The organism is Psychrobacter sp. AT9 (assembly GCF_047272965.1).
GTDB lineage: Bacteria > Pseudomonadota > Gammaproteobacteria > Pseudomonadales > Moraxellaceae > Psychrobacter > Psychrobacter glaciei.
This window is the reverse complement of the sequence record NZ_JBKOTW010000001.1, coordinates 75506-99087: the sequence shown is the minus strand read 5'-3', so window position 1 is coordinate 99087 and position 23582 is coordinate 75506. Positions and strand designations below refer to the sequence as shown.

The window sequence follows — 23582 nt, the reverse complement described above, 5'->3', positions numbered from 1 at the left end:
AATCGATTATATAAATAAGGCGCATTGTACACGATTGCAAGGGCACTGTTAAACCTACTTTTGCCAACTGATAAAGACATTTTTTCGACAAGTTAGCGATTAAATCGCTGTTTTGTCACCTTACCCTAACCAAGCGCGCGACTAAAAGCGTTGGCAATCATCAGAAAACTGTCTGCTTTTAATGAAGCACCACCAACCAATGCGCCATCTATCATGGGATCTGCCGCAAAACTATCGGCGTTATCAACATTGACGCTACCACCATATAGTACAGTCATTGCTTCTAACGACTCAGAAAAGCCTGTGACGGTTTGCTTAATATGTTGATGCGTTGTGCTAACCTCTGCGACTGTTGGCACTTTGCCCGTCCCAATCGCCCATACTGGCTCGTAGGCAATGATTAAGCGCTCAGATAATGAAGCAGCAAGCTCGGGCTGTTGCGCAAGTAAATCCTTTACAACCGATAATTGAGTATCAATGACCGCCAGTGTTTGCTTATCGTCATATTGTGCTTGGGTCTCACCAATACAAAATACCACGCCCAAATTTTGCATCAACGCATGAGTCAGCTTTTGCAGCAAGCACTCATGAGTTTCTTGATGGTATTGACGGCGCTCAGAGTGACCAAGTATCGTCCAAGTTGCGCCAGCATCAGCAACTTGCTGCGCGGAACAATCCCCTGTATACGCACCAGTGTTCGCGCTATGCGCACTAATATCTTGCGCGGCACACAACACTGAGGTATCTTTTAAGCGGGCGCTGACAGCAGCTAAGTGAATACAACTGGGAGCCACCATTAACCTGCAGCTATTTTTGACCACTTGCTCTTCAGTATTAACTGCAGTTAATAAGTCATCTAGTAGCGCATTGACGTCGTGGTTCGTTGCTGGATTCTGCTTCCAATTGCCAATTACCCAAGCTTGCATACTCATCTACCTTGTCTCATGTATTCCTGCCAATTTGGCTTATATGCGCGCCAGTATAACAAATATTTCACAAGTGCTATAGTATAGTGCGACCTGCAGCAGAATGGCTTTTACGGCCATCCTGTTTTCATTGTATTTTATTCAGTTATGGCGCTCTGTAGATTAATGCCTCATGGTATAAGTTAAGGGTGAAATACTTTAAATAGCGGCATACCTTGTATACGACATACCTTATATATAGTGCCATATTCTATATATAGCTTTTAAAAAATATAACCGTTAAAACAATATCAATTCCACACGGTGTTATTAATACTAAAAAATGGCAGCCGCTTAAAATTATTTATCTCAAACGGTTACAACAAGCGTTAACGATAATTAGTGATAAAAGGCTACTCATGAAAACCATCAATGCCTAGCAAGCGGATTTTAGCAAAACATTCGATATCAGAGAGAGGTTATTATGTCTATTACAGCCAATAAATACGGTGGTCTAGCCCAGCAGCTGATTAGCGAAGGTGTCGTGAGCGAAGCGCATATGAAAACTGCGCAGACGGAATCACAGCAGCAGCAGATCGGACTCGTGCCTTATTTGGTAGACAATAAATTGGCCAATGCTTATCAGCTAGCACAAATGCTGTCTCAAGCTTTTGGTGATCCACTCTTTGATCTTGACGCGATCAGTTTGGATGTCATTCCAAAAGACTTGGTCGATGAAAAAATCGTGCGTAAGTTTAATGCCTTGCCTCTCTTTAAACGTGGGCAGCGCTTATTTGTCGCCTTAAGCGACCCAACCCGTATAGATGCCATTGATGCGATTGCCTTTAACTCTCGCCTCTCTATCGAAACCGTCGTCGTCGAAGAAGATAAGCTAAAAAAACGCATTGAAAATCTTTATGCCGATACCATGCAAAGTTTTGATAGCTTTTCTAGCAGTGACTTACATGTAGATTTTGATGATGGTGAAGAAGAGGGTGAAACTGAGCTTAGCGACAGTGTTGATGAAGCCCCTGTCGTAAAATTTGTCAATAAAATGCTAGTCGATGCCATCCGTATGGGTGCCTCAGATTTACATTTTGAGCCGTATGAAAAAACCTTTCGTGTCCGCTTTCGTGTCGACGGTGTCATGCAAAAAATGGCCAACCCACCCGTGCAACTTGCCAGCAAAATCGCAGCGCGGCTAAAAGTAATGTCACAGATGGATATCTCAGAGCGCCGCATACCACAAGATGGGCGCATCAAGCTTAAAATATCTAAAAATAAAGCCATCGATTTCCGGGTCAACTCATTACCGACCCTGTTTGGTGAAAAACTTGTATTGCGTATTTTGGATCCGTCATCCGCCATGCTCGGCATCGAAGCCCTTGGTTATGAGCCGGACCAACAAGAAATGTTTTTGGAAGCTTTGCATAAACCGCAAGGTATGCTGCTGATTACTGGACCGACGGGTTCTGGTAAAACGGTATCGCTATATACTGGCATTAACATTTTAAACACGGGTGCAACGAATATCTCCACTGCCGAAGATCCAGTCGAGATTAACCTCGAAGGCATTAATCAGGTCAATGTGAACGCTAAGGTTGGTCTGACCTTTGCCAATGCTCTGAAGTCATTCTTGCGTCAAGATCCTGATATCGTCATGGTGGGTGAGATTCGTGACCTTGAGACGGCAGAGATTGCGATTAAAGCCGCGCAAACGGGACACATGGTACTTTCGACTCTCCATACTAACTCAGCACCAGAGACGTTGACCCGCCTACGCAATATGGGTGTGGCTTCCTTTAACATTGCCACGTCAGTAAACTTGGTCATCGCCCAGCGCCTAGCAAGGCGCTTATGTAAAAACTGTAAAAAACCCATCAACGTCCCACGGCAAAGCTTGCTTGAGCTTGGCTTTAATGACACTGATTTAGACAACCCAGACAATGTGATCTATGAACCGGTAGGCTGTAACGAATGCCGCGAAGGCTATAAAGGCCGTGTGGGTATCTATGAGGTGATGAAAGTCAGCCCTGATATTTCCCGGATTATCATGGAAGACGGCAACGCGATAGATATCAAAGATGCCGCCCTCAAAAACGGTTTTCGAGACTTGCGCCGTTCTGGTATTTTGAAGGTATTGCAAGGCGTGACCAGTATTCAAGAGATGATGCGTGTCACCTCTGAATAATCGTAAATGCTAAAAGTGAAATAACGGTGATAGAAACTTCAGTGTCGATAGCTTTTAGATTTAATAGATTGGCTTTTATAAATGAGCAATAATATCCACTCAGATGTACTTAAAAATAAAACAGAGTTATACTGGTTTTTTACGTTAAAATAAAGTATGCCATCTTTGTGTAATAAGTCTGGCATCGTTGTACATCTTTGCAATATTTATATTAGACAAATTTTGAGGGTAGTATCATGGCAAAAGCAAAGACCGACATGCTGTTAGACTTTGTCTATGACGGGGTAAATCGACGCGGACAAAAAGTAAAAGGTGAAACGACCAGTCGTAGCTTAGAGCTGGCAAAAGCTACTCTGCGCAAACAAGGCATCACCGTCAAAGGTATTAAGAAAAAACCGAAGCCCCTTTATACCTTTAAAAAGTCTATTAAGCCTATTGATATTGCCATTTTTTCTCGGCAATTAGCAACCATGATGAAGGCTGGCGTGCCATTGACTCAATCCTTTGAAATTGTCGCCGACTCCCTCGATAATCCCAGTATGAAAGAGCTGGTCTTGCAAATAAAAGCTGATATTGAAGCTGGCAGTACTTTTGCCTCTGCCCTGCGTAAGCATCCTCGCTATTTTGACGATCTTTTTTGCTCGCTCGTTGACTCTGGAGAACAGTCGGGTGCGCTTGAGACCATGCTAGAGCGGGTTGCCACCTATAAAGAAAAAAGTGAGCTATTAAAAGCCAAAATCAAAAAGGCGATGAAATATCCTATTGCGGTCATCGTTGTTGCCATTATCGTGACTATAATTCTACTTGTAAAAGTAGTACCTGTATTTTCTGGATTATTTGAATCATTTGGCGCGGAGCTACCAGCATTCACCCAAATGGTAGTAGCTATGTCTGAATGGATGCAAGCATGGTGGTTTGTTTTAATTATTATCATTGGTGGGGCGATTATTGGTTTTTCAGAAGCCAAAAAACGCTCTAAAAAATTCCGAGATTTTTTGGACCGTGCAGTCTTAAAAGCTCCCATATTTGGCAATATTGCCTATCAAGCGATTATCGCGCGTTTCGCTCGTACTTTATCTACCACTTTCGCTGCAGGTGTACCACTTATTGATGCCTTAGATTCTACGGCTGGTGCCACCAACAATGTTGTTTTTTATAATGCCACGCAGCAAATTAAAAATGATGTTTCTACTGGGCAACAATTGCAATTCTCTATACGCTCCACCAATTTATTCCCAAGCTTAGCCATTCAAATGGTCGGTATCGGTGAAGAGTCTGGTAGTTTAGAAGAAATGCTAGATAAAGTAGCGGTCTATTACGAAAACGAAGTCGATAACGCCGTTGATGGCTTGACCAGTTTAATGGAACCTTTAATTATGGCAGTACTGGGTGTATTGATTGGTGGCTTAGTGATTGCGATGTACTTGCCGATTTTCCAAATGGGTGCAGTGGTAGGTTAAAGATGACGGGAAGGAAAGCAATTTAATGCAATTTATAGAATTACTACAAAATAATATGACGGTAGCGTTAGTCGTATTTGGTCTGTTGGGCCTTTGTGTGGGCAGTTTCTTAAATGTGGTGATTCACCGTATGCCGCTGATGATGGTCTATAGCTGGCGTCAAGAATGCAGTGAATTTATGTCTCAGCAAGCAGACATGCCGCAAGAGCATACCATACCATTGACCGATATCGTCGCAGCGGACACCCCTATTACGTTGAGTCGACCAGCGTCACGCTGCCCTCACTGCGCGCACAAAATAAAGTGGTACGAAAACATACCCTTAATAAGCTGGCTAGTGTTACGTGGGCGCTGCTCGAATTGTAAAGCTCCTATCGGCCTGCGTTACCCTGTGGTTGAGCTAGTGACTGCATTGCTGTCAATATTGGTCATCTATCAGTTTGGGGTCAGTGCCGCTGGGTTATCAGCCTTAGTTTTAGTATGGACATTGGTTGCGCTAACCGGTATTGATTTTGATACCCAACTACTACCAGATCGCCTAACCTTTCCTTTAGCGGGCTTAGGATTGGCTGTCAATTCGCAAAGCTGGTTTGTCTCGCCAACTCAGTCTATTTGGGGTTTATTGTTTGGATTTTTATCACTATGGATAGTGGTCAAGGTATTTTTCCTCATCACCAAAAAACACGGTATGGGACAAGGCGACTTTAAGCTACTAGCGGTATTGGGTGCTTGGCTTGGGCCTATGATGCTGCCATTGATTATTTTACTGTCTTCCTTGCTCGGCTCAATCGTTGGGATTATCTTGATGAAGAAACAAGGTGAGAGCAAGCCGTTTGCCTTTGGCCCTTACATCGCTATCGCTGGTATTGTTGCTTTATTATATGGCTCAGATATCGTCAACTGGTATCTTGGCATGTATACTTACTAGATTGTCTTAGAAAGTGTTTTGATCGCTCCTCTTAAAACAAGCATCAAATTTTAAAATAAGCATCAAAATACTGTCTCAACTTACAACCATCACTGTCATTATATCGAGCAGATAAGTCATTATTATGTCAAAACAAGCATCTTCACCTTATTCTCATGAGCCTCAGACCTCGCAAAAGAAAAGCAAAACCTTAGTCATTGGCTTAACAGGGGGCATCGGTAGTGGCAAGTCTGCTGCCAGTGATTGGTTCGCTGAACAAGGCATTGATATTATTGATGCGGATGTCATTGCTCATCAGGTCGTTGCTAAAGGCAGCTCAACCCTACGCAAAATCCAGAAGAAGTTTGGTAATTGGGTATTAAATGACAATGGTGAAATGGATCGTGCCGCCGTGCGCACCCATGTGTTTACCCACCCTGAGGCACTCATTGAGCTAGAGGCGATTACCCATCCAGCGATACGTGAAACCGCAAAATTACAGCTGGCCGCCAATACCTCACCTTATGTGGTGTTGTCAGCGCCACTACTTATTGAAGCGGCGGAGGCGGGTCTGGCTAACTTGTGCCAGCGTATTTTGGTCATGGACGCCGCGGTAGATACTCAGCTAGCCCGTGCCAGCCAACGAGATGAACAAAGCGTACAAAAAATTAAAGCCATTATGGTCAATCAGCTAAGTCGCGAAGAGCGCAATCAGCACGCCGATGATGTCGTGCTTAATGATGGTAATTTGGCTGATCTCTACCTAAAATTAGAGCCGCTACATCAGAGCTATCTTACGCTTGCCCAGCAGCTAAAGTACGCTGCCGATTAACCTCATACAGCGCCATGCCCGTGGCAACACTTACATTTAGACTTTGTAAGTTGCCATGTTCATTACCTGACATCGGAATATAAACCAGCTCATCACAGCTCTCTGTCGTCAGGCGGCGCATGCCCTCTCCTTCTGATCCCATAATCATCGCCGTCTTGCCCGTCAAATCTGCCTCATGTATCGGCTTCGCCTCTGCATTGAGTGCCGTACCGAATACAAAAACACCTGCGTTTTTAATTTGCGATAGTGTACGTGCCAAATTGGTGACGCTAATAATAGGCATCATTTCTGCCGCCCCTACCGATACCTTAGCAACCGTAGGCGTAAGGCTAGCCGCATGATGTTTCGGACAAACCACCGCATCAACACCCATCGCGACAGCAGTACGCAAGCACGCACCAAAGTTATGTGCATCAGTGATTTGATCCAAGACCAATAACAAGCACTGTTCGCGGCCGATAATAATATCAAGCAAGCCTTCATCAGCGAAACCTAACGGACGCGCATTTAGCACCACGCCTTGATGCTGCGGACTGCCACACAATTGCGTGAGCTTGTCTTTTTGCGTCGGTTGAATGCTGATGCCATTGTCTGCTGCCTGCGCCATAATCGCTCGGACATGACTGTCACTCTCGCGACCTTGCTGTACAAACAAGCTAAGGCCATCAAGAGGACGGTGTTCGAGTAACGCGTCAATAGCATGAATGCCATAGAAATAAATGGGTTTTGCCATAATAGGACTACCGGTTATAAAGTGGGTATCGCACACTGCGATAGAAAGGGGAAATATGACGATAATTGTAGCAACTAATCAAGAGCTTAAAAAATAATGTTACCAAAAAAAAGAAATAAACCTTATCGCAAGATTTATTTCTTTTTGAGGGCTTAGGCGTTATAAGTTGTCTTTTAAAACCTTTAACTTGGGAGAGTCTCAACCTTCTAAATGACAGATATACTGCACGATTTCCTCTGTGCGTAAGTTAAAACCACTATTGCCTTCAACGACGAATGATTGTCCCGCACGATAGTAGCTGAATTCTTCATCACCATTTATTTTGACTTCACACTCGCCGCTGATGATCTCAATACGTTCGGAAGTGTTAGTACTGAAGTGATAATGCTCAACCAAGTTGTCGCAAGGTAAGATCACACCTAATGTTTTATGCCGACCATCCTCAAACATAATGGTATGGCTTGAGCAACGACCATCATACGATATCGTGGCTTGGGCGTTGACTGTTACACTGGTAAATTGCGCCGCTGTCATAGTGGCTTCCTTATCAAATAATTATTGCCAAACTAAAAAATAAGTAACGAATTTAATTGCTTACTCTACCTAGGTTGTACTATTCATTTGCGATATGGTAACAACACGTCATGACGCACAATGATTAAAAATCTAGTGGTAAGAGTTTATCATTATGTGAGATTATGCTACCACATTATATCTATAAAGTTTGTTACAGCGGCAATGAAAATTTTATTTGGTTTTTAGGTTAAAGAACGCTTGATGATTTATGTTTAGATTATCGGCTTGCGCCTATAAGACTGAAGCGTTGAGCGCTATTATTGCTGATGCGCTACTATACTGACACCCTGCTATTACAGTGACTCCTAATTAGGGTTATCCTCCCTATTATTGCCGTTACAAAGACCATCATTAAGATAGTAATCACTGATTTATCATAAGCTTAATGAATTTTTATGACAGTCTTTTTAGGGTGACTTACAGGATTTAATGGCTTTAAAATTTGTATTTAATTGCATTTAACATCATACTATTTGCCAACCATATTTGTCTCACTAACATTATCAACTGAACGACTTCATTCCTTTATTTATCCTATTTTAGATATGGCCTCTTATGATTTCATGCGAGGTCAATTGTCTGTCATGAGAGGCGTTGATGCTTGTATCATTAACTTTACATCAGTTTGCGTTGATCGCTCAGCATGAGTTGAGTGTGGCTGAAGGCTTTAATGTCATCACTGGTGAAACGGGTGCTGGCAAGTCGCTATTACTGGATGCGCTATCTTTATGTGCAGGCGAACGTGCAGACAGTGCGATGGTCAGACATGGCGCGGCGCACGCTGATATTTATGCCCAGTTTGATGTGGAAAATAACAGCGTCGTCGCCGATTGGTTTGCCAAAAATGACCGACCATTAGAAGAACCAGAAGTATTGATTCGTCGTCAGCTCAGCAATACCGGACGCTCAAAAGCGTGGTTGAATGGCACGCCAGTCAGTTTGGCTGAACTGAAAAACCTCGGTACGTTACTGGTTAATATTCATAGCCAACATGCTCAGCAAGCGCTCCTTAAGCCTCAGTTTGTGGTGCAATGGCTTGATGAGATGGCACAAATCACGCCACTTGCTGCACAAACGACCAGCAGCTATCAAGCTTATCAGCAGCTTAAACGCCGTGCTGATGACATTGCGAGCCGTGAGGCTCAGCGCCAAGACCGTATGCAATTATTGCAGAGTCAATTAGCTGACATTGCGCCGTTATTGGCGGTTGATTATGCCGAAGTCGAAGCGGAGCACGAAGAGCTGTCTAATATCGAAGCCTTGATGATCGAGGCCAGTCATGGCTTGCATCTGCTTGACAATGACACGGATGAGCCAGATGTCATGACCTTGCTCGGGCAGGCGATTAAGCTTTGTGATAACCAAATGAGCGTCAGTCAAACCTTTGAGCAAGCCTCCGAGCAGCTGCATTTAGCGCAGCAGCAAATCACTGAGGTAACAGGCTTACTGTCAGATTATGCTGAACAACAACTGCCTGATCCTGAGCGCTTGCAGACATTAGACAGTCTTATCAGCTTAGGTCATCGCTTATCTCGTAAACATAGCTTGCCAGCGAGCGACTTAATCGAGGAAGCCAAAGGTTGGGAGACGCAATTAGAGCAGCTAGAAAACGAGCCAAGCAGCGATGCCATGGCAGCGCAAATTGAACAGGCTTGGAAAGATTACCTTGCGCTAGCAACGCAGCTAAATAAAGAGCGCTCAAAAGCTGCGCCCACTGTCAGCAAGCAACTGGTTAAACAGTTACAACCGCTAGCTTTGCCCAATGCGCGCTGCGAGTTTGTCTTTACCAAAAAGACCGAACCTAGCCAATATAATGCGCAAGGTTGCTATGATATTGACCTATTATTTAGCGCCAATGTCGGCATGCCGATGCAACCACTACATAAAATCGCTTCAGGCGGCGAGCTGTCACGAATGGCACTGGTGATGCAGGTATTACAAGCAACCAATGCTGACAATAATGCTGCCAAGCCCATGCTAGTATTTGATGAAGTCGATGTCGGTATCAGTGGCGGCACGGCGCAAGTGGTCGGTGAGCTGCTGCGCGCGCTTGGGCAGACGCAGCAGTTACTGGCCATTACCCACCAAGCACAAGTTGCGGCGCAAGCGCATCAGCATATCTTGGTACAAAAACACCATGACGAGCAAACCGAAAGCGAGCTATTAATACTGACCGATAGCGCGCAAATCGATGAGCTGGCACGCATGTCTGGTGGTGTGATCATCACTGACGTTACCCGCGACCACGCCCGCAGTTTATTAACGGACGTTAAGTAAAGAACCTTGTCGTCATTAGGGCGTGTCCTCATTTTAAAAATGAGGACACGCCCTAGCGTCTCATAACCGCTAAATATTTGCTTTGGTTGATTTTCACCTCAGTATCGCCATATAGTGGTGTGTCATCTCTGTTATTTTACCTTTAATACTAGGTTGCGTTTTTCTTTATGTCTAAAGCCAATTTGACCCATCATTTCTTAATCGCGGCACCAGAACTGTCAGACCCAAGGTTTGAGCAGGCGCTGATTTATATTTGCCGTCATGATAAACACGGTGCACTCGGTCTGATGGTCAATCGTCCATTAGAGCAGGCACGCGTGGGCAAACTGCTAGAAGATTTAGACATTGAAGTGACAGATGCACAAGTGATGGAAGATGTGGCATTAGAAGGCGGCCCGATGTATCCCGAGGTTGGATTTGTGCTGCATACGGGTCAACCAGAATGGGCATCGTCTTTTGCTATATCAGAGAATGTCTGTATTACCACCAGCCAAGATATCCTCAAGCGTATCGCCGCCGGTCAAGGCGTTGGTCATTATCAGCTGTGCTTGGGTCATGCCAGCTGGGGCAAAAAACAGCTCGATCAAGAGCTTGCTAGTGGCGACTGGCTCGTCTGTCCTGCTGATCTGAATTTATTGTTTGATACGCCATTTGAAGAACGTTGGCAAATCGCCGCTGATAAGATTGGCGTTAACTTTGACTACCTTAGTAGTGATATTGGTCATGCTTAATGACTAGCTATGATTGTTAAATTATCCGTTTAAATAAAGCCGCATTCAAATTAAAGCCGTTAAGCCAAATGAATCACGCCCAACAGAAGAATCACGCCCAACAGAAACAGGAAGCGCGCATAATGATGGTAGAGTCTGATACTAGCACTGAAATCGAAACTGCTGACACTGCTGTGGTGGAACCAGTTATTAAGCCTCATCTTATTTTGGCGCTCGATTACGGGGTTAAAAAAATGGGGATGGCGCTAGGCAATACTATTACCGAGACTGCGCGTGCCTTTGATATTTTAGCCATGAATAATGGTCAACCGGACTGGGATAATCTGCTAGGTATTATCAAGGTCTGGGGTGTAACAAAAGTGGTGGTGGGGTTGCCGCTTAATATGGATGGTAGCAGCTCAATGCTGTCGAAGCGTGCGCATAAATTTGCCCGTCGCCTAGCGCATCGAGTCATGGAACAGCATCTACCAGTGGTCGTGAGCCTCTGTGATGAGCGCCTGACCTCAGTGGCGGCGCGTGAGATCGCGTGGGATAATGGTTGGATTAAGCATGAACGCGACCCAATCGATGACATCTCTGCCTGTATTCTGATGTCGACTTACTTTGCTGACCCGAGTAGCAGTATCGCCATCGACGCCATCAAAGCCGATTAAATCAGCGACAAGCCTGCTGTCAAAACAGCGCCAATTTCTGACATATCGTCACTCTACACGGATAAATGCCTGATTATTATGACCACTGTCTCAGACCAATCTCTGCAAAAAAAATCGCAACATGGTTTTGCACCGCTTGCCATCGCCCGTATCAAAGGCGCACAGCGAGCGAATCAAATAGCGATTTATCTTATTTATGCCGCCATTCTCGCCTTTGTGGTCTTTGGCACCATTGCCAGTATCAAAGCCTTCCATGACAATCAGCTGCTTTATCAACTTTTCTATAACCTGCCCTATGCCTTGGTTGCGCTCACGATTCCTATTACTATTTATGATGCGCTGGTGATTTATCGTTATCGCTTAAACCAAGCGTCGATGATTGCCATGAGTATTGGCGTCTCGACCATCATATTGATTGGTGGATTATTATTCGCTGATACCGCATGGTTAGGCTTATCTTGTTGGCTAGGTGTGGCGTTTTTATTTAAAGTGAGCTTTAAGCGCTTTTTTAATTTTTTAGAAGTAGAAAAAGACACTGAAATCGCTGAAGAAGCGTAAAACATGCTTATAAAAATATACTTATAAATGACGAAAAAAACTTTCACCTTATACTATCGACTTGAATGACTATTATGAACACTTCTACCACGCAAACGACGATCAATCATCATTTAGATACTCAAGGGCTGATCTGCCCTGAGCCTGTCATGATGCTGCATCGAACCATCCGCAAAGCCGATGCTGGCGAGGTAATTGAAATACTCGCTACCGACCCAGCCACCACTCGTGACATTCCTAATTTCTGCCGTCATTTGGGGCATGAGCTTGTCCAGCAAGAAACGCTGGCTGAAAATGTAGATCTAAGTATCGATCCCGATGAAATAACGGTCGCTGGCGATGAGGATGCGCCAATCAGCGCCACGCTTTATCGTTATTTGGTTAAGAAAAAGAACATTTGAACGCATTCAATTAGCTCTATATAGCATCAAGATATCTTTGCTTTGTACCAAACATACCATTCACAAATTAAAGGTAGATAACGTGTTACCAACCGAAAAACAGTATGTGCAGTGGCTCGAAAACACAGACGGAAACGACACTTTCCATAATGCCCGCTGGTTATCGGAAAGCCATCATCTACCGCCTGCGCGTATTGTATTGGTCGATGACAAAACGACTGCAGATGAGGCTTACCGCTTGGCTTGCGAAGGCACGTCACTACTGTGGCGTGGTGACTTTCATAATGCCAAGCAATTACTACAAGCCCTCGCTCGGCGCATCGAGCGTACCAATGAGCGCGCCGAGCAGCGCAAAATAAAGAAAGCGGCTAACAAAGCAGCTAAGTCTACAGCAGAATCTGATTCAGCCAGCTCTAAAGAAATACCCAACCTATTTCATCAGCAGCGCCAAATCCAAGCTCAGCGCTCGCGCATATTAAGCCGTTTGCTACTAGAGCTTGATGCCAATTATGTCAGCCAGCTACGCCGCGCCCCTGATGTCAGTGCGGCCTGCACAGCAGCTTTTGGCCAGTTGGATAAAACGATAGACGAATCGTGCGTGCTATCATTTCGTGATTTGCAAGGGGCGCTTGGTGCAGCGCAGTGGCGCGAAAAAGGCGTACCGATTGAAAGCCTAGGTCTATCGATATTCCCGCATTATGGTGTCTTTGCGCCAACACGGCATGAGTATGTACCGCTATTGCTTGATGCACCACTGCCAAAAATTCATGAGGTTGCCTATGACATAGGTACTGGCACTGGTTTACTCGCCGTTATCTTAGCGCAGCGCGGTGTCAAACAGGTGGTTGCCACGGATTTAAATCCACGTGCTTTAGCCTGCGCCAGCGAAAACTTTACACGCCTACAATTGGCTAACGTACAGTTGCAGCAAACGGATTTATATCCGACTGATGCGCCACTCGCCAATCTGATTGTCTGTAATCCACCTTGGTTACCTGCTAAGCCAAGCTCGCCGCTCGAATACGCCGTTTATGATGCCAATAGCGCGATGCTGCGTGGATTTTTGCAGGGCGCGAAGTCTCACTTAGCTAAGCAAGGTGAGCTTTGGTTGATTCTGTCAGATTTGGCGGAACATCTACATCTACGTACTCGTGATGAATTACTAGACTGGTTTGCAGATAGCGGTTTAAAAGTAAAATACCGTCTCGATACCACACCTAAGCATGGTCGCAGTCAAGATGATACTGATCCTCTATATGCGGCGCGTAGTGCGGAAGTGACCTCGTTATGGTGCTTAGAACCTGCCTAATATTTAATAATTGAGCATTATTTTATGAGCCATCACTTATGAGTCGCGACCGCGCCGTACAACAGCGACAACCAAAAGCGCTGGCAGTAGACGACGAACCAACTTACATCACTGAGTTTCGTCAAGCAATGCTGGCGCGCGGTCTCGCCACGCGGACGCGTAATGCTTATGTGCGCGATTTGCGCTCTTGCGAGCTGACCAATCCTATCGCCCTGACCCGCTGGCAGCCTGATGACGTGCTGCACTGCTTATCAACTCTCACTCAAGAAGGCAAAACCCCACGTACCCAAGCACGTATGCTCTCAAGCTTGCGTCAGTTTTATCTGTGGATGATTGCCAGTAATCTGCGTGAGGACAACCCTTGCGAGCGTATCAAAAGTCCTAAACTCGGACGTCCACTACCAAAGGACTTAAGCGAGGGGGATGTTGATAATCTACTCGCTGCACCCGATACCAGCACCGCGCTGGGACTGCGTGATAAAGCCATGCTAGAGGTGCTATACGCCTGCGGTCTACGGGTTAGCGAGTTGATTAACCTGTCACTAGAACAAGTCAATTTAAACTCTGGCTGGCTACAAATCACTGGTAAAGGCAATAAAACCCGACTGGTGCCATTGGGCGAATATGCCAGTGATGCGCTGGAAGATTATCTGACGCATGCTCGTGGTGATTTGATTGCGCATTTGAAATCAGGAAATTGCCAAGCAGTATTTTTGACAGCGCAAGGCGGGTATATGACGCGGCAGAACTTTTGGTATTTGCTTAAAAAATACGCCAAAGTTGCCAATATTGATAAAGAGTTATCACCGCATACGCTACGCCATGCCTTTGCCACGCATTTGCTCAATCATGGGGCGGATCTTCGTAGTGTGCAGCTACTACTCGGGCACAGTGATTTGTCTACCACGCAGATTTATACCCATGTGGCAACGGCGAGATTGCAGAAGTTGCATGCTGAGCATCATCCGCGCGGTTAAAGTCGAAATTAAAGATTTATTGATGATTGTAAAAGGAATATAACGTGTTGCAAGCTCAGCCATCTACTCTGCCTACCCTAACAAAAGGGCAAAATTCTGCTCTTAAAAACCTGACCATCATGGGTTACTTAGAAGGCACTTCTTTTTTATTATTGCTTGGTATCGCCATGCCACTAAAATACATGCTGGGTATTCCTGAAGCAGTGAAATATGTCGGTATGGCGCATGGGGCATTGTTTATTGCCTATATTTTGATGCTATTGATTGCAACGAGCAAAATAAAAATGCCGCTGTGGGCAATGCCTGCAGGCGTAGTTGGATCTTTCTTGCCATTTGGGCCGTTTGTGTTTGATCATTTACTTAAGAAGCGTTTGAGAAAATAGTTTCACAAGTATTTTGGTCACGTAAACCTATATAGTCTGCCCACTATAAAATCGCTACAGCGATAACCTCGCTAACCATACTAATGTATAGCTTGCACTCGGTTTCCTTGTATCGACATTACTGTGGATTGACTATACCAATGTTGTGATGGCAAAATTACAGAATTTGCATGCTGAGCATCATTTGAAAGGGCAAACTGATCAACTACTTTGAAAAATATAATCAAGATCTAACCAATTATTTTTCAAAGGTAGTCTATCTACCTCACACCGTTTCTGCGTCGTAATAGTCAACGATATTTAGCAACGTCTGTTCATAGTTGTAAATATCGTCAATAGAGTTAATTTGCTCCTTGACTGACTCTTTGTTTTCTTTAAAAATCGTGATGTACTTTACACTTCTATCTAAATGTAGTCTGCATATAGGTTTTCTATTATTATTATCTAGTAAAATTCCGAAATAGGACTTTGTATCTCTGTGATAGACTCTATCTTTCGCAACTTTGCGTCTCAAAATCGCAAGCACAATCCCATATCCTTCAAGCTCTTCTTCTGTAGTAATAATTCCATTATCGTTTTCCTCTTCTAAGCCTTCATCGTCAGATAACTCACCTGCTTGGCTCTTTTGCTTCTCTTCTTCTTTATTCAATGCCGCATTTAAACGGTCATTAACACTATCATTGATCATCTGAGTAAAAGCTTTTTGGATAATATCTGTAAACTCTTGTACTACTCCAGACGTCAAACGTCCTGAGTAGACAGGGCTTGCAAAATGTCTAACAAACTCTGTTGAAGGATTTTCCATTTCCTGCTTTATCAATGCTTTAACTTCACTGGTATACTTTAAAGTACTTGCGTTGTTGACGATTTTATCAACATCAAAATTTGATTTATGAAACTTCTCTATTTCTTTTATGTGACCCTCTTTTAACTTTAAGATATTGAATTCGAAGAATGGTTTTTCATCCATTTTATTTGGCTCTACTAAATCAGTGTAGAATTTATAAACGATACCATTAGTTAGTAGGGCAAAACGTGTTTTAGTAACATGGAAATATCTGAATAACTGCGATGAATTATTAACATCTAAAGGCGAGTTCCAGTGCTTGCACTCGATAACTAATATCGGAGCTTCGTTTTGATATATAGCGTAATCTACCTTCTCACCTTTTTTTATGCCAACATCTGCAGTAAATTCTGGTACGACTTCTAAAGGATTAAAAGCGTCATACCCAAGGATATTTATGAAAGGTAATATAAAAGCATGCTTTGTACTTTCTTCATTGCCTATTTTATCTTTGAGGTTTTCGACTTTATCTGCTAGTCCTTTCAACTGATTAAATAATTCCATTATTTCTTCCCTAAATAATATTTAATATATTTCTCAAATCTAACGGAGTTAATAGATATTAGCAATGAATTTTTGTTCGTAAAATTCTGTGTGCTTATAAACTCTAAAATTAGTATCGACGAAATTGACAGCTTAAGTCAAAATTTGTACCAAAAGTCATTCCGTAATTCCTATTACATGACATACTTACAAGTCCTAAAACTTTATTACGAAGTCATAAGGTACGCTACCTAAATTTCCCACCATATAATTCTACTAATCCATAGCTGCAAACCCGCTCTTTTCTCGTTACAATACGCGTATGATGTGCACGCTGCATAACTGAGCAATGCACCGCCTTTTACTTATCCATTATCTGAGAATCTCATGAGCCATAGACCCCCTGCTGACCTGTTGAAAAGTGCCCAACATTGGCGTGAAGATATTAATTTTCGCCAAGATGTACTGGGCAAGCCGTTTGATTTTGCGACCACATGGGGTATTTTTTCACCGCAAAAGCTCGATGATGGTAGCTTGATGCTGCTTGATTATATTGACTTTGAAGCGGATGATGACTCAATCGATTTGGGCTGTGGCTATGGCGTGCTTGGTATGACGGCAGCGCGTGAATGTCCGAATGGTCTGCATACATTGATTGATAAAGACTTTATGGCGGTAGAATATGCGCGCCTAAATTGTGAGAAAAACGGTCTTAATAATGTCGATGTACATTTATCAAACGGCTTCAATCACGTGGCAAAAGACAAAGACTTTAGCCTTGTGATGTCGAACTTGCCTGCCAAAGTGGGTAAAGAGCAGCATTATCTATATTTCCTCGATGCCTATGCGCGCATGCGTAAAGGTGGCCGTTTTTATGTGGTAACAATCAATGGCTTGCGCCAATTCGTGAAACGCTCATTTACCGAAGTGTTTGGCAATAGCGACAAGGTCAAGCAAGGCAAAACCTATACGATTACAATGGCGACCAAAGACTAATACCAAACGCCAAAAATACGATTAGCTGTGTCAAAATCGCTTAGCCTACAATGCGTAGTACTTGTACTCTTTCTCCTTGCTACTCTAATTTTTGTGAATGATATAAATTTTTGAACGTGACACAAATAAGAAGCCCGCTAAAACATATAGTTTTAGCGGGCTTCTTTATGGCAAATGATATCTCGCTACATCTGCCGTTTAAGCAAATACCCACCCAATATCGCACTGGCAATGATCGGTAGTAGCACCATCAATAATGGCGAAAATCCAGTCGCCAATGAGACAAAGCCAACCAAGTCTTGCACGTAACTAAATAGCAAGCCAAACAATAATGCCACCACGATACGCAAGCCCAAGCTATGTGTACGCAATGAGCCAAAGACGAAGGAGCAAGCAACGATCACCAACGACAATATCGATAATGGTGATAGCAATTTTTGCCAAAATGCCAGCTCATGACTCAAAGAGCGTTGACCTTGTTGGCGCATAAACTGACGATGCTCGTATAGCTGGGTCAATGACAGATCTTCGGCTTTGCGGGTGAGTAAATACACAGACTCAGGCGCAAAGGGCAAGCTTAAGGTATCTGACGGCGAGATCGCTTGGCTACTCTCAAAGCCTTGATTAATCATCAGCTTGGTCATGTTATTCAGCTGCCACTCGTAACGATACTGCTCGCTCGGCTGGCTACTGACTGTATCCAGCGGTTCGCGACCAATATACTGCCCACCCTCAGCGTGAACAGCCGTTTGTAGATTGCCATTATTGTCTAAATGCCAACGTTTGACCTCGCCGATATTACCTTGTACATCGGCATAATCGATATACAAAATATCGCTACCATCCGGCTTGGTACGACCAGCTTTTGTATTCTCAAAACGTGGTTGCACTGTCCAATAACCACGCACCGATGTGACCAACGAAGTGCTGTCTTCATCGTTGATCTCTTTTGCCAATTGATTAGAGTGCGGCAAAATAAACTGATTGATGAGCAAGGCAAGCAGTACAAAAATCAAAGCAGGCTGTAATACCCAGCCAACGATGCGATAAACGCTAACGCCAGCGGCACGCATGACGACCAACTCACTTTTATTGGCGAGTAAACCCAAGCCGACCACTGCACCGAGCAATGCACCCGTCGGGATAAACTGCTCTAAAAAATAAGGCGAGCGATAAAAGATATATTTAATCGCCTCACCCATCGTATAGCTATCATCTAACGAATCCAGCTCAGACAAATAAGAAAATACCAGTTGTAATGCCCACAGACCTATAACCGCTCCGACGATTGCTAGCAAAGCATTCAGTTTGACGTAACGGCTAAGGACTTTTAGATTGGCAGGTTTTTTGGCAAACTTAGCATTCGCGTTTTGCGAGTTAGAATTGGGAGATTTAGAGAATAAAGCACTCATGAGGACTGCCCTCCTTGTGAGCCACTACTTTGATGATCGGTGACTGTTAGAGACCCATTCTCTGGTTTGCGAAAGCGCAATCGGTGCTGCACACGGCTACCCCAATTCATATAAAGTGCCAATACCATAAATCCTAAAATCAGCCAAGCATATGCCCAAACGCTCACACTACCTTTGCTCACAGCGTTTTTGAGTGAAATGATACCCAGCGCACAGCTGACAAACAATAAAATCGAAGGAAATAGGCGTAACCAACGACCTTGGCGCGGACGTACTTGCGCCAGTGGTACAGCGAGCATCGGTGCAATAATCATCAACCACGGCAAAGCAAAACGGTAGCCAAGCTCACCCTGTGCCGCACGCAGCGCATTTTCACCACCGAACTGGGCACTGCCAGTTGCCGCTTGCCATAACGGTCCGATTGCTTGGGTTTCGATATTGTCTTCGGTGATCACATCTTGTGAGGATTCCGTCAAGGTAATGCGATAGCGATCAAAGCCGACTTGGTTATACTTCAAGCTGCCCGCGCCGACCTCGTAACGACGCCCTTGGAATAAATCCAACTGGGTCACGCCCTTGTCACCTGTCTGTACTTGCTCGGCTCTTTTGGCCAAAGTAATGGTGTCTTTACTTATGTTTTTATCGCCCTTGCTTATCAGCGCTTGCGGTACATCTGGAATCGCTAATTGTTCTGCGGTTTCAGGATCAATCGTATTATCGACATCCATGGCAGCCGCTTTAGCGTTGCTACCTTTAGCTTTTGGCTCAGACTGAATGAGTATTACGTCTTGTAGCTGTTTTTTGTCGTCGCTAAGGCTGCCAACATAGAGATGGTAATTGCCACTACTGATAAACTCATTGGGGCGAATCAAATCAAAGGCACTGGTAAAGGCTTGCTGCTGCCAAATAGCCTCAGATGAGCGTACACCCCACGGTTTTCCGACGACTGATAATGCAGCCTCGCCAACGAATAAGGCCAGTATCAAGGGAGTCATCAGCCGAGCCAGCTTGCCGCGTGAGACACCACTGGCGTTGATAACCGCCATTTCTTGATCGACATATAAGCGCCCAAATACCAGCATTAGAGCAATAAAAAAAGCCAAGGGCAAAATCAGCTCTAAAAAATACGGCAAGTTATAACCAATGATGGTAAATAATAAGCTGATATCTAGATTGCCTTCTGCGGCAATGCCAAAGTAACGTATCAGACGGCCACCAAGCATCATAACCACCAAAAACCCCAATACCAAAGCGGTGGTTGAGGCAACTTGTTGGGTCATGTAGCGGCGTAATATCACAATAGGTACTCTTTAACAGTGGATATGTGGACGGTGTATCGCGTGCTGACTGACAGAGCCAAGCGCAATAGTATGGTGTTACCAGTTTAATGCTACTCAAATGCCTAAACAGACAAACACTTAAATAGATATCAACGTAACGGTGCCACTTATAAGTCAAATGATATAAAGATAAGCGATAAACGTAACCGCTAATGCTAGCATATTTTGATAAAAAATGACTGTGAAATGTGTGCTAAAAAATCACCCAAGCCTTGCTGATGACGCATGATTCAGCATGAATAAACACTGGTAGACGTTACCAGTAGTCAATAAATCACATAAATGGTAAGGCATGACTGGCTGCGGTATTGCGTCAATTTAATTAGCCAGTGTTTTTGCTTTTAGAAAGGTTTGTTTGTCATTCGTATCAAGTCACAAATATGAGTAGCATTAATTGCTAGACTGATTGATTGTCAATACTCATCTCTACCACAATTATTGGAGCATAAATAAAATGTCTAATCCCTCTACCCTACTTGAGCTGGCTGGTGGCGAATTTGATACCCTTGATTGGTCAAACTGCGCTATCGTCTTTATTGATTATCAAAACGAATATGTCGATGGCGCCATGCCATTAGGTCAAGCAGGCAGCAAAGCCACTGCAAACGCGCGCCTATTGCTTGATAAAGCCCGTAAGCAAGACGTTCCTATCTTTCATATCGCTCATCATGGCGAAGACAATGGCAATGTTTTTGACCCATTGTCTGCTAACGTCGCTATTGTGGACGAGCTAAAACCAATGGATGGCGAAAAAATAATCACCAAAAAGCATCCTAATGCCTTTCATGACACTCAGCTTCAAGCACTTATCTCAGCGACCGGAAAAAAACAGATTATTTTTGCAGGCTTTATGAGTCATATGTGTGTCAGCTCTAGCGTCAGAGCAGCGTTTGATTTAGGCTTTGATAATTTTGTTTGCCATGATGCCTGTGCCACTCGCGCACTTCCTAGTGCTAAAAGAGAAGGCATCAGCGCTGAAGTGATGCACGATACTGCCATGGCGGCCTTGCAAGATAGATTTGCGGCTTTGGTTGCGACTGACGACTTGGTTAATAATTAATGTAATTATTACTGTGCGTAATCGTCATACATTCGATAGTATGGCGGTTGCCTGCTTTTAGCTCGCTTTTGACTCTTTGTCAGCTACGGGTAGACTCGTCGTAGAACGTCCCATACGCCTTAGCAAGATAGCGCAGCAAATTTAAACGAAAACATTACCTAACCCTTGCCGACTGCGCAGCGATTCGCTGATATGCTACACTATAATAATAAGCAATTTAAAAATTTAAAAAATAGTGAGACGACATAAGAGTAGTAAAATGCTGATATTGTCTTCATCACTGATTTGCACTTCTAAATTTATAACTCTAATAAGGATAACTATATGAATATTAAATTATCTCAGCACCTGCCAAAAACTCATACTCAAAAAATTCTAAAAAAAGAAGCCAAAAATAAAGATGAGGCCTGCCTAGTCGTCCTAATCGATGACAAAAAAAACATCCTTGCTGAATCGGTGTTGGCAGACTATAGCACCCGTATCGAGCAATTGATCGAAGTCTCGCACTTCAACGGTAAAGCTGGCGAAACGGTAGTTGATTATGCGCTAGCGGGTGATAAAAAAACCACTAAGCAAAACCCTATCCAGCTATTATTGGTCGGTGTTGGCAACGTTGATAAGCTCAACAATACAGTCTTGCAAAAAATCACTCAAACCATCTATAGCAGCACACAAAAACGGGTAGCCTCTATCACCGTTGCGTTAGGCGACACGCTTGAAGAAAACCAGTTTGGTCAGTTTGCCCTCAATCTGTTGGCCGCGACCTATCGTTTTGACAAATACAAATCTGAGCAAAGCACGCCTGCGCTAACTGATATTTATCTACTAGCTGACGAATCACTACAGCCAGCATTAGAATTCGCAGAGTCAGTATTTGCTGGTCAAAGCTTGACTCGTGATGTGGCTAACGAACCAGGCAACATCTGCTTCCCAGCTTACATGGCAGAAAAAGCCCAAGAGCTAGCAGCAACCTACCCTGACCTATTAACAGTCACCGTACTGGGTGAAGATGAGATGTCAGCGCTGGGCATGAATTGCTTCTTAGCAGTCGCGCAAGGCTCTACTAAAGAAGGCAAGCTGGTACTCATGGAGTATCGCGGCAAGTCAAACTTTAGCGCCGATGCTGGTAAATCCACAACTAGCAGTGCCAAAGTTAGTGGCCTAAAAGCCTTGACTGATAAACTACCCACCAAGGCTGCTAACAAAAAAGCCTCTAAAAAGAACGATGACACTGTGCAAGCAGCAAATGATGACGCACCTATCGTATTAGTCGGTAAAGGCGTCACGTTTGATTCAGGTGGTATCTCAATCAAGCCCGGTGCGGCGATGGATGAGATGAAATTTGATATGGGTGGTTCAGCTTCTGTACTCGGTACGATTAAAGCACTATGTGAAGCGCGTCTACCAATCAACGTCGTTGGTGCGCTTGCTTGTGCAGAAAACATGCCATCAGGTGATGCCACGCGCCCAGGCGATATCGTAAAAGCCATGAATGGCAAATCCGTTGAAATCTTAAATACCGATGCGGAAGGTCGCTTAGTATTGGCAGATACTTTATGCTACGTACAGCGCTATAATCCAAAAACCATCATCGATGTCGCGACATTGACTGGTGCTTGTGTGGTGGCATTAGGTCATGTCCGCTCAGCGGTCTTCAGTAATGATGAAGATGTCTTATTTGATTTAGAAAATGCCAGCAACCTATCTGGCGATCTCATCTGGCATATGCCGTTGGATGACGAGTATCAAGCACAGATCGACTCGCCTATCGCTGACATGCAAAACATCGGTGGTAAAGGTGCAGGTGCCGTAACTGCTGCATGCTTCTTGTCGCGCTTCGTCGAAGAAGGTCAAGCATGGGCGCATTTAGACATCGCTGGCACGGCATGGAACTCGGGTAAAGATAAAGCCGCAACTGGCCGCCCTGTACCGCTATTTATGCAATACTTAAAAAACAGCGCGAATATGGTCTAATCCGTTGACGAAAACCAACTTATGAAAATCAGTTTATGAAAGTTAGCTTTTATGTATTAAGCGACAGTAAAGCCCAAGATTTCTTGGGCTTTATTTGTCAGTTGACCCAAACGGCACTCAATAAAAGCAGCCAATCGCTGCTCATTCTGGTGGGTGATGACGCAGAATTATCATCGACGCTTGATGAGGCGCTATGGGCACAAGAAGCGACAAGCTTTATACCGCATCAACGCCTTTTAGCTAACAATACTGAAGGCGATGATCCTGAGGTTGATATTAACAAACGATTAGCACCTGTATTGCTTGGCGGCTATATGCCAGCAGATTTCAACGGTATCGTTATTAATACAACAGCACAGCCCGTCAATGCTTTTATGCAAGCAACCAGCAATGCCCAACCTACCCGTATTCTTGAGCTGATTAAACCTGACGCGACCAGTGTTCAAGAAGGTCGTAATAAATATAAAGCCTATCAACAATTAGGCTATGAGCTGACTCATTTTAAAGTTTAAGTTGCAGCCTGCGCCCTAACACCTCCTCATTTCTCACGAAAAGCACGATTTCTCATCAGAGAATC

At 44.1% G+C, this 23582-nt stretch carries 22 protein-coding genes; 16 read left to right on the top strand and 6 right to left on the bottom strand.

Annotated elements, in window-relative coordinates; all coding sequences use genetic code 11:
• Positions 1-125: 125 nt before the first annotated feature.
• A complete protein-coding gene (gene tpiA / locus ACMFL8_RS00390; protein ID WP_413189773.1) occupies positions 126-926 on the bottom strand; it encodes a triose-phosphate isomerase in 801 nt (266 codons plus the stop codon).
• A 463-nt stretch (positions 927-1389) separates the two neighbouring features.
• Between tpiA and pilB the strand changes: the two genes are divergently transcribed.
• From pilB to coaE, 4 genes are all read left to right on the top strand, one after another.
• Complete coding sequence (gene pilB, locus ACMFL8_RS00385; protein ID WP_413189772.1) at positions 1390-3096, top strand: type IV-A pilus assembly ATPase PilB; 1707 nt, start codon at positions 1390-1392, stop codon at positions 3094-3096.
• Between the two features lie 236 nt (positions 3097-3332).
• Complete coding sequence (locus tag ACMFL8_RS00380; RefSeq protein ID WP_194620581.1) at positions 3333-4556, top strand: type II secretion system F family protein; 1224 nt, start codon at positions 3333-3335, stop codon at positions 4554-4556.
• A 25-nt stretch (positions 4557-4581) separates the two neighbouring features.
• Positions 4582-5484 (top strand): prepilin peptidase, encoded by a 903-nt coding sequence (locus ACMFL8_RS00375; RefSeq protein ID WP_194620580.1) that lies wholly within the window; start codon positions 4582-4584, stop codon positions 5482-5484.
• 124 nt (positions 5485-5608) lie between these two features.
• Entirely contained in the window at positions 5609-6295 is a 687-nt protein-coding gene (gene coaE, locus ACMFL8_RS00370; RefSeq protein WP_413189771.1) for a dephospho-CoA kinase, read from the top strand.
• On the opposite strand, the gene rlmB is transcribed toward coaE, so the two are convergent.
• Together rlmB and ACMFL8_RS00360 are read right to left on the bottom strand one after the other, a co-directional pair.
• Positions 6258-7028, bottom strand: a complete 771-nt coding sequence (gene rlmB / locus ACMFL8_RS00365; protein WP_010197727.1) for a 23S rRNA (guanosine(2251)-2'-O)-methyltransferase RlmB — start codon at positions 7026-7028, stop codon at positions 6258-6260. The genes coaE and rlmB overlap by 38 nt on opposite strands.
• 198 nt (positions 7029-7226) lie before the next feature.
• Positions 7227-7562 (bottom strand): pyrimidine/purine nucleoside phosphorylase, encoded by a 336-nt coding sequence (locus ACMFL8_RS00360; protein ID WP_010197725.1) that lies wholly within the window; start codon positions 7560-7562, stop codon positions 7227-7229.
• A gap of 639 nt (positions 7563-8201) precedes the next feature.
• Here ACMFL8_RS00360 and recN point away from each other — a divergent pair.
• From recN to ACMFL8_RS00320, 8 genes are all read left to right on the top strand, one after another.
• Complete coding sequence (gene recN / locus ACMFL8_RS00355; protein ID WP_240216350.1) at positions 8202-9881, top strand: DNA repair protein RecN; 1680 nt, start codon at positions 8202-8204, stop codon at positions 9879-9881.
• 167 nt (positions 9882-10048) lie between these two features.
• On the top strand, positions 10049-10612 hold the full coding sequence (locus ACMFL8_RS00350; protein ID WP_010197721.1) for a YqgE/AlgH family protein: 564 nt from the start codon (positions 10049-10051) through the stop codon (positions 10610-10612).
• A 122-nt stretch (positions 10613-10734) separates the two neighbouring features.
• Positions 10735-11265, top strand: coding sequence for a Holliday junction resolvase RuvX (gene ruvX, locus ACMFL8_RS00345; RefSeq protein ID WP_413191351.1), 531 nt, complete (start codon positions 10735-10737; stop codon positions 11263-11265).
• A gap of 78 nt (positions 11266-11343) precedes the next feature.
• Positions 11344-11823, top strand: a complete 480-nt coding sequence (locus ACMFL8_RS00340) for a hypothetical protein (protein WP_413189770.1) — start codon at positions 11344-11346, stop codon at positions 11821-11823.
• A gap of 74 nt (positions 11824-11897) precedes the next feature.
• Positions 11898-12224 carry a sulfurtransferase TusA gene (gene tusA, locus ACMFL8_RS00335; RefSeq protein WP_010197717.1) on the top strand — a complete coding sequence of 109 codons (327 nt, stop codon included), beginning with the start codon at positions 11898-11900 and terminating at the stop codon, positions 12222-12224.
• Positions 12225-12306: 82 nt separating this feature from the next.
• Complete coding sequence (locus tag ACMFL8_RS00330; RefSeq protein WP_413189769.1) at positions 12307-13533, top strand: methyltransferase; 1227 nt, start codon at positions 12307-12309, stop codon at positions 13531-13533.
• A 38-nt stretch (positions 13534-13571) separates the two neighbouring features.
• Positions 13572-14510 (top strand): site-specific tyrosine recombinase XerD, encoded by a 939-nt coding sequence (gene xerD, locus ACMFL8_RS00325; protein WP_413189768.1) that lies wholly within the window; start codon positions 13572-13574, stop codon positions 14508-14510.
• 44 nt (positions 14511-14554) lie between these two features.
• Positions 14555-14893, top strand: coding sequence for a DUF3817 domain-containing protein (locus ACMFL8_RS00320; RefSeq protein WP_413189767.1), 339 nt, complete (start codon positions 14555-14557; stop codon positions 14891-14893).
• 265 nt (positions 14894-15158) lie between these two features.
• On the opposite strand, the gene ACMFL8_RS00315 is transcribed toward ACMFL8_RS00320, so the two are convergent.
• Positions 15159-16244 (bottom strand): type I restriction endonuclease, encoded by a 1086-nt coding sequence (locus ACMFL8_RS00315; RefSeq protein ID WP_194620571.1) that lies wholly within the window; start codon positions 16242-16244, stop codon positions 15159-15161.
• Positions 16245-16610: 366 nt separating this feature from the next.
• On the opposite strand from ACMFL8_RS00315, the gene ACMFL8_RS00310 reads away from it, so the two are divergent.
• Complete coding sequence (locus tag ACMFL8_RS00310) at positions 16611-17219, top strand: class I SAM-dependent methyltransferase (RefSeq protein WP_194620570.1); 609 nt, start codon at positions 16611-16613, stop codon at positions 17217-17219.
• Between the two features lie 185 nt (positions 17220-17404).
• Here ACMFL8_RS00310 and lptG read toward each other — a convergent pair whose 3' ends face one another.
• Both lptG and ACMFL8_RS00300 read right to left on the bottom strand, forming a co-directional pair.
• Complete coding sequence (gene lptG / locus ACMFL8_RS00305) at positions 17405-18631, bottom strand: LPS export ABC transporter permease LptG (protein WP_194620569.1); 1227 nt, start codon at positions 18629-18631, stop codon at positions 17405-17407.
• A complete protein-coding gene (locus ACMFL8_RS00300) occupies positions 18628-19911 on the bottom strand; it encodes an LPS export ABC transporter permease LptF (RefSeq protein WP_194620853.1) in 1284 nt (427 codons plus the stop codon). The genes lptG and ACMFL8_RS00300 overlap by 4 nt, the downstream gene beginning before the upstream one ends.
• 514 nt (positions 19912-20425) lie before the next feature.
• Here ACMFL8_RS00300 and ACMFL8_RS00295 point away from each other — a divergent pair.
• From ACMFL8_RS00295 to ACMFL8_RS00285, 3 genes are all read left to right on the top strand, one after another.
• The gene (locus ACMFL8_RS00295) at positions 20426-21031 is read left to right on the top strand and encodes a cysteine hydrolase family protein (protein ID WP_194620568.1); all 606 of its coding nucleotides are present in this window, start codon (positions 20426-20428) and stop codon (positions 21029-21031) included.
• 324 nt (positions 21032-21355) lie between these two features.
• Entirely contained in the window at positions 21356-23005 is a 1650-nt protein-coding gene (locus ACMFL8_RS00290) for a leucyl aminopeptidase (protein WP_413189766.1), read from the top strand.
• Positions 23006-23040: 35 nt separating this feature from the next.
• Complete coding sequence (locus ACMFL8_RS00285; RefSeq protein ID WP_189583691.1) at positions 23041-23517, top strand: DNA polymerase III subunit chi; 477 nt, start codon at positions 23041-23043, stop codon at positions 23515-23517.
• The last annotated feature ends 65 nt before the right edge of the window (positions 23518-23582 follow it).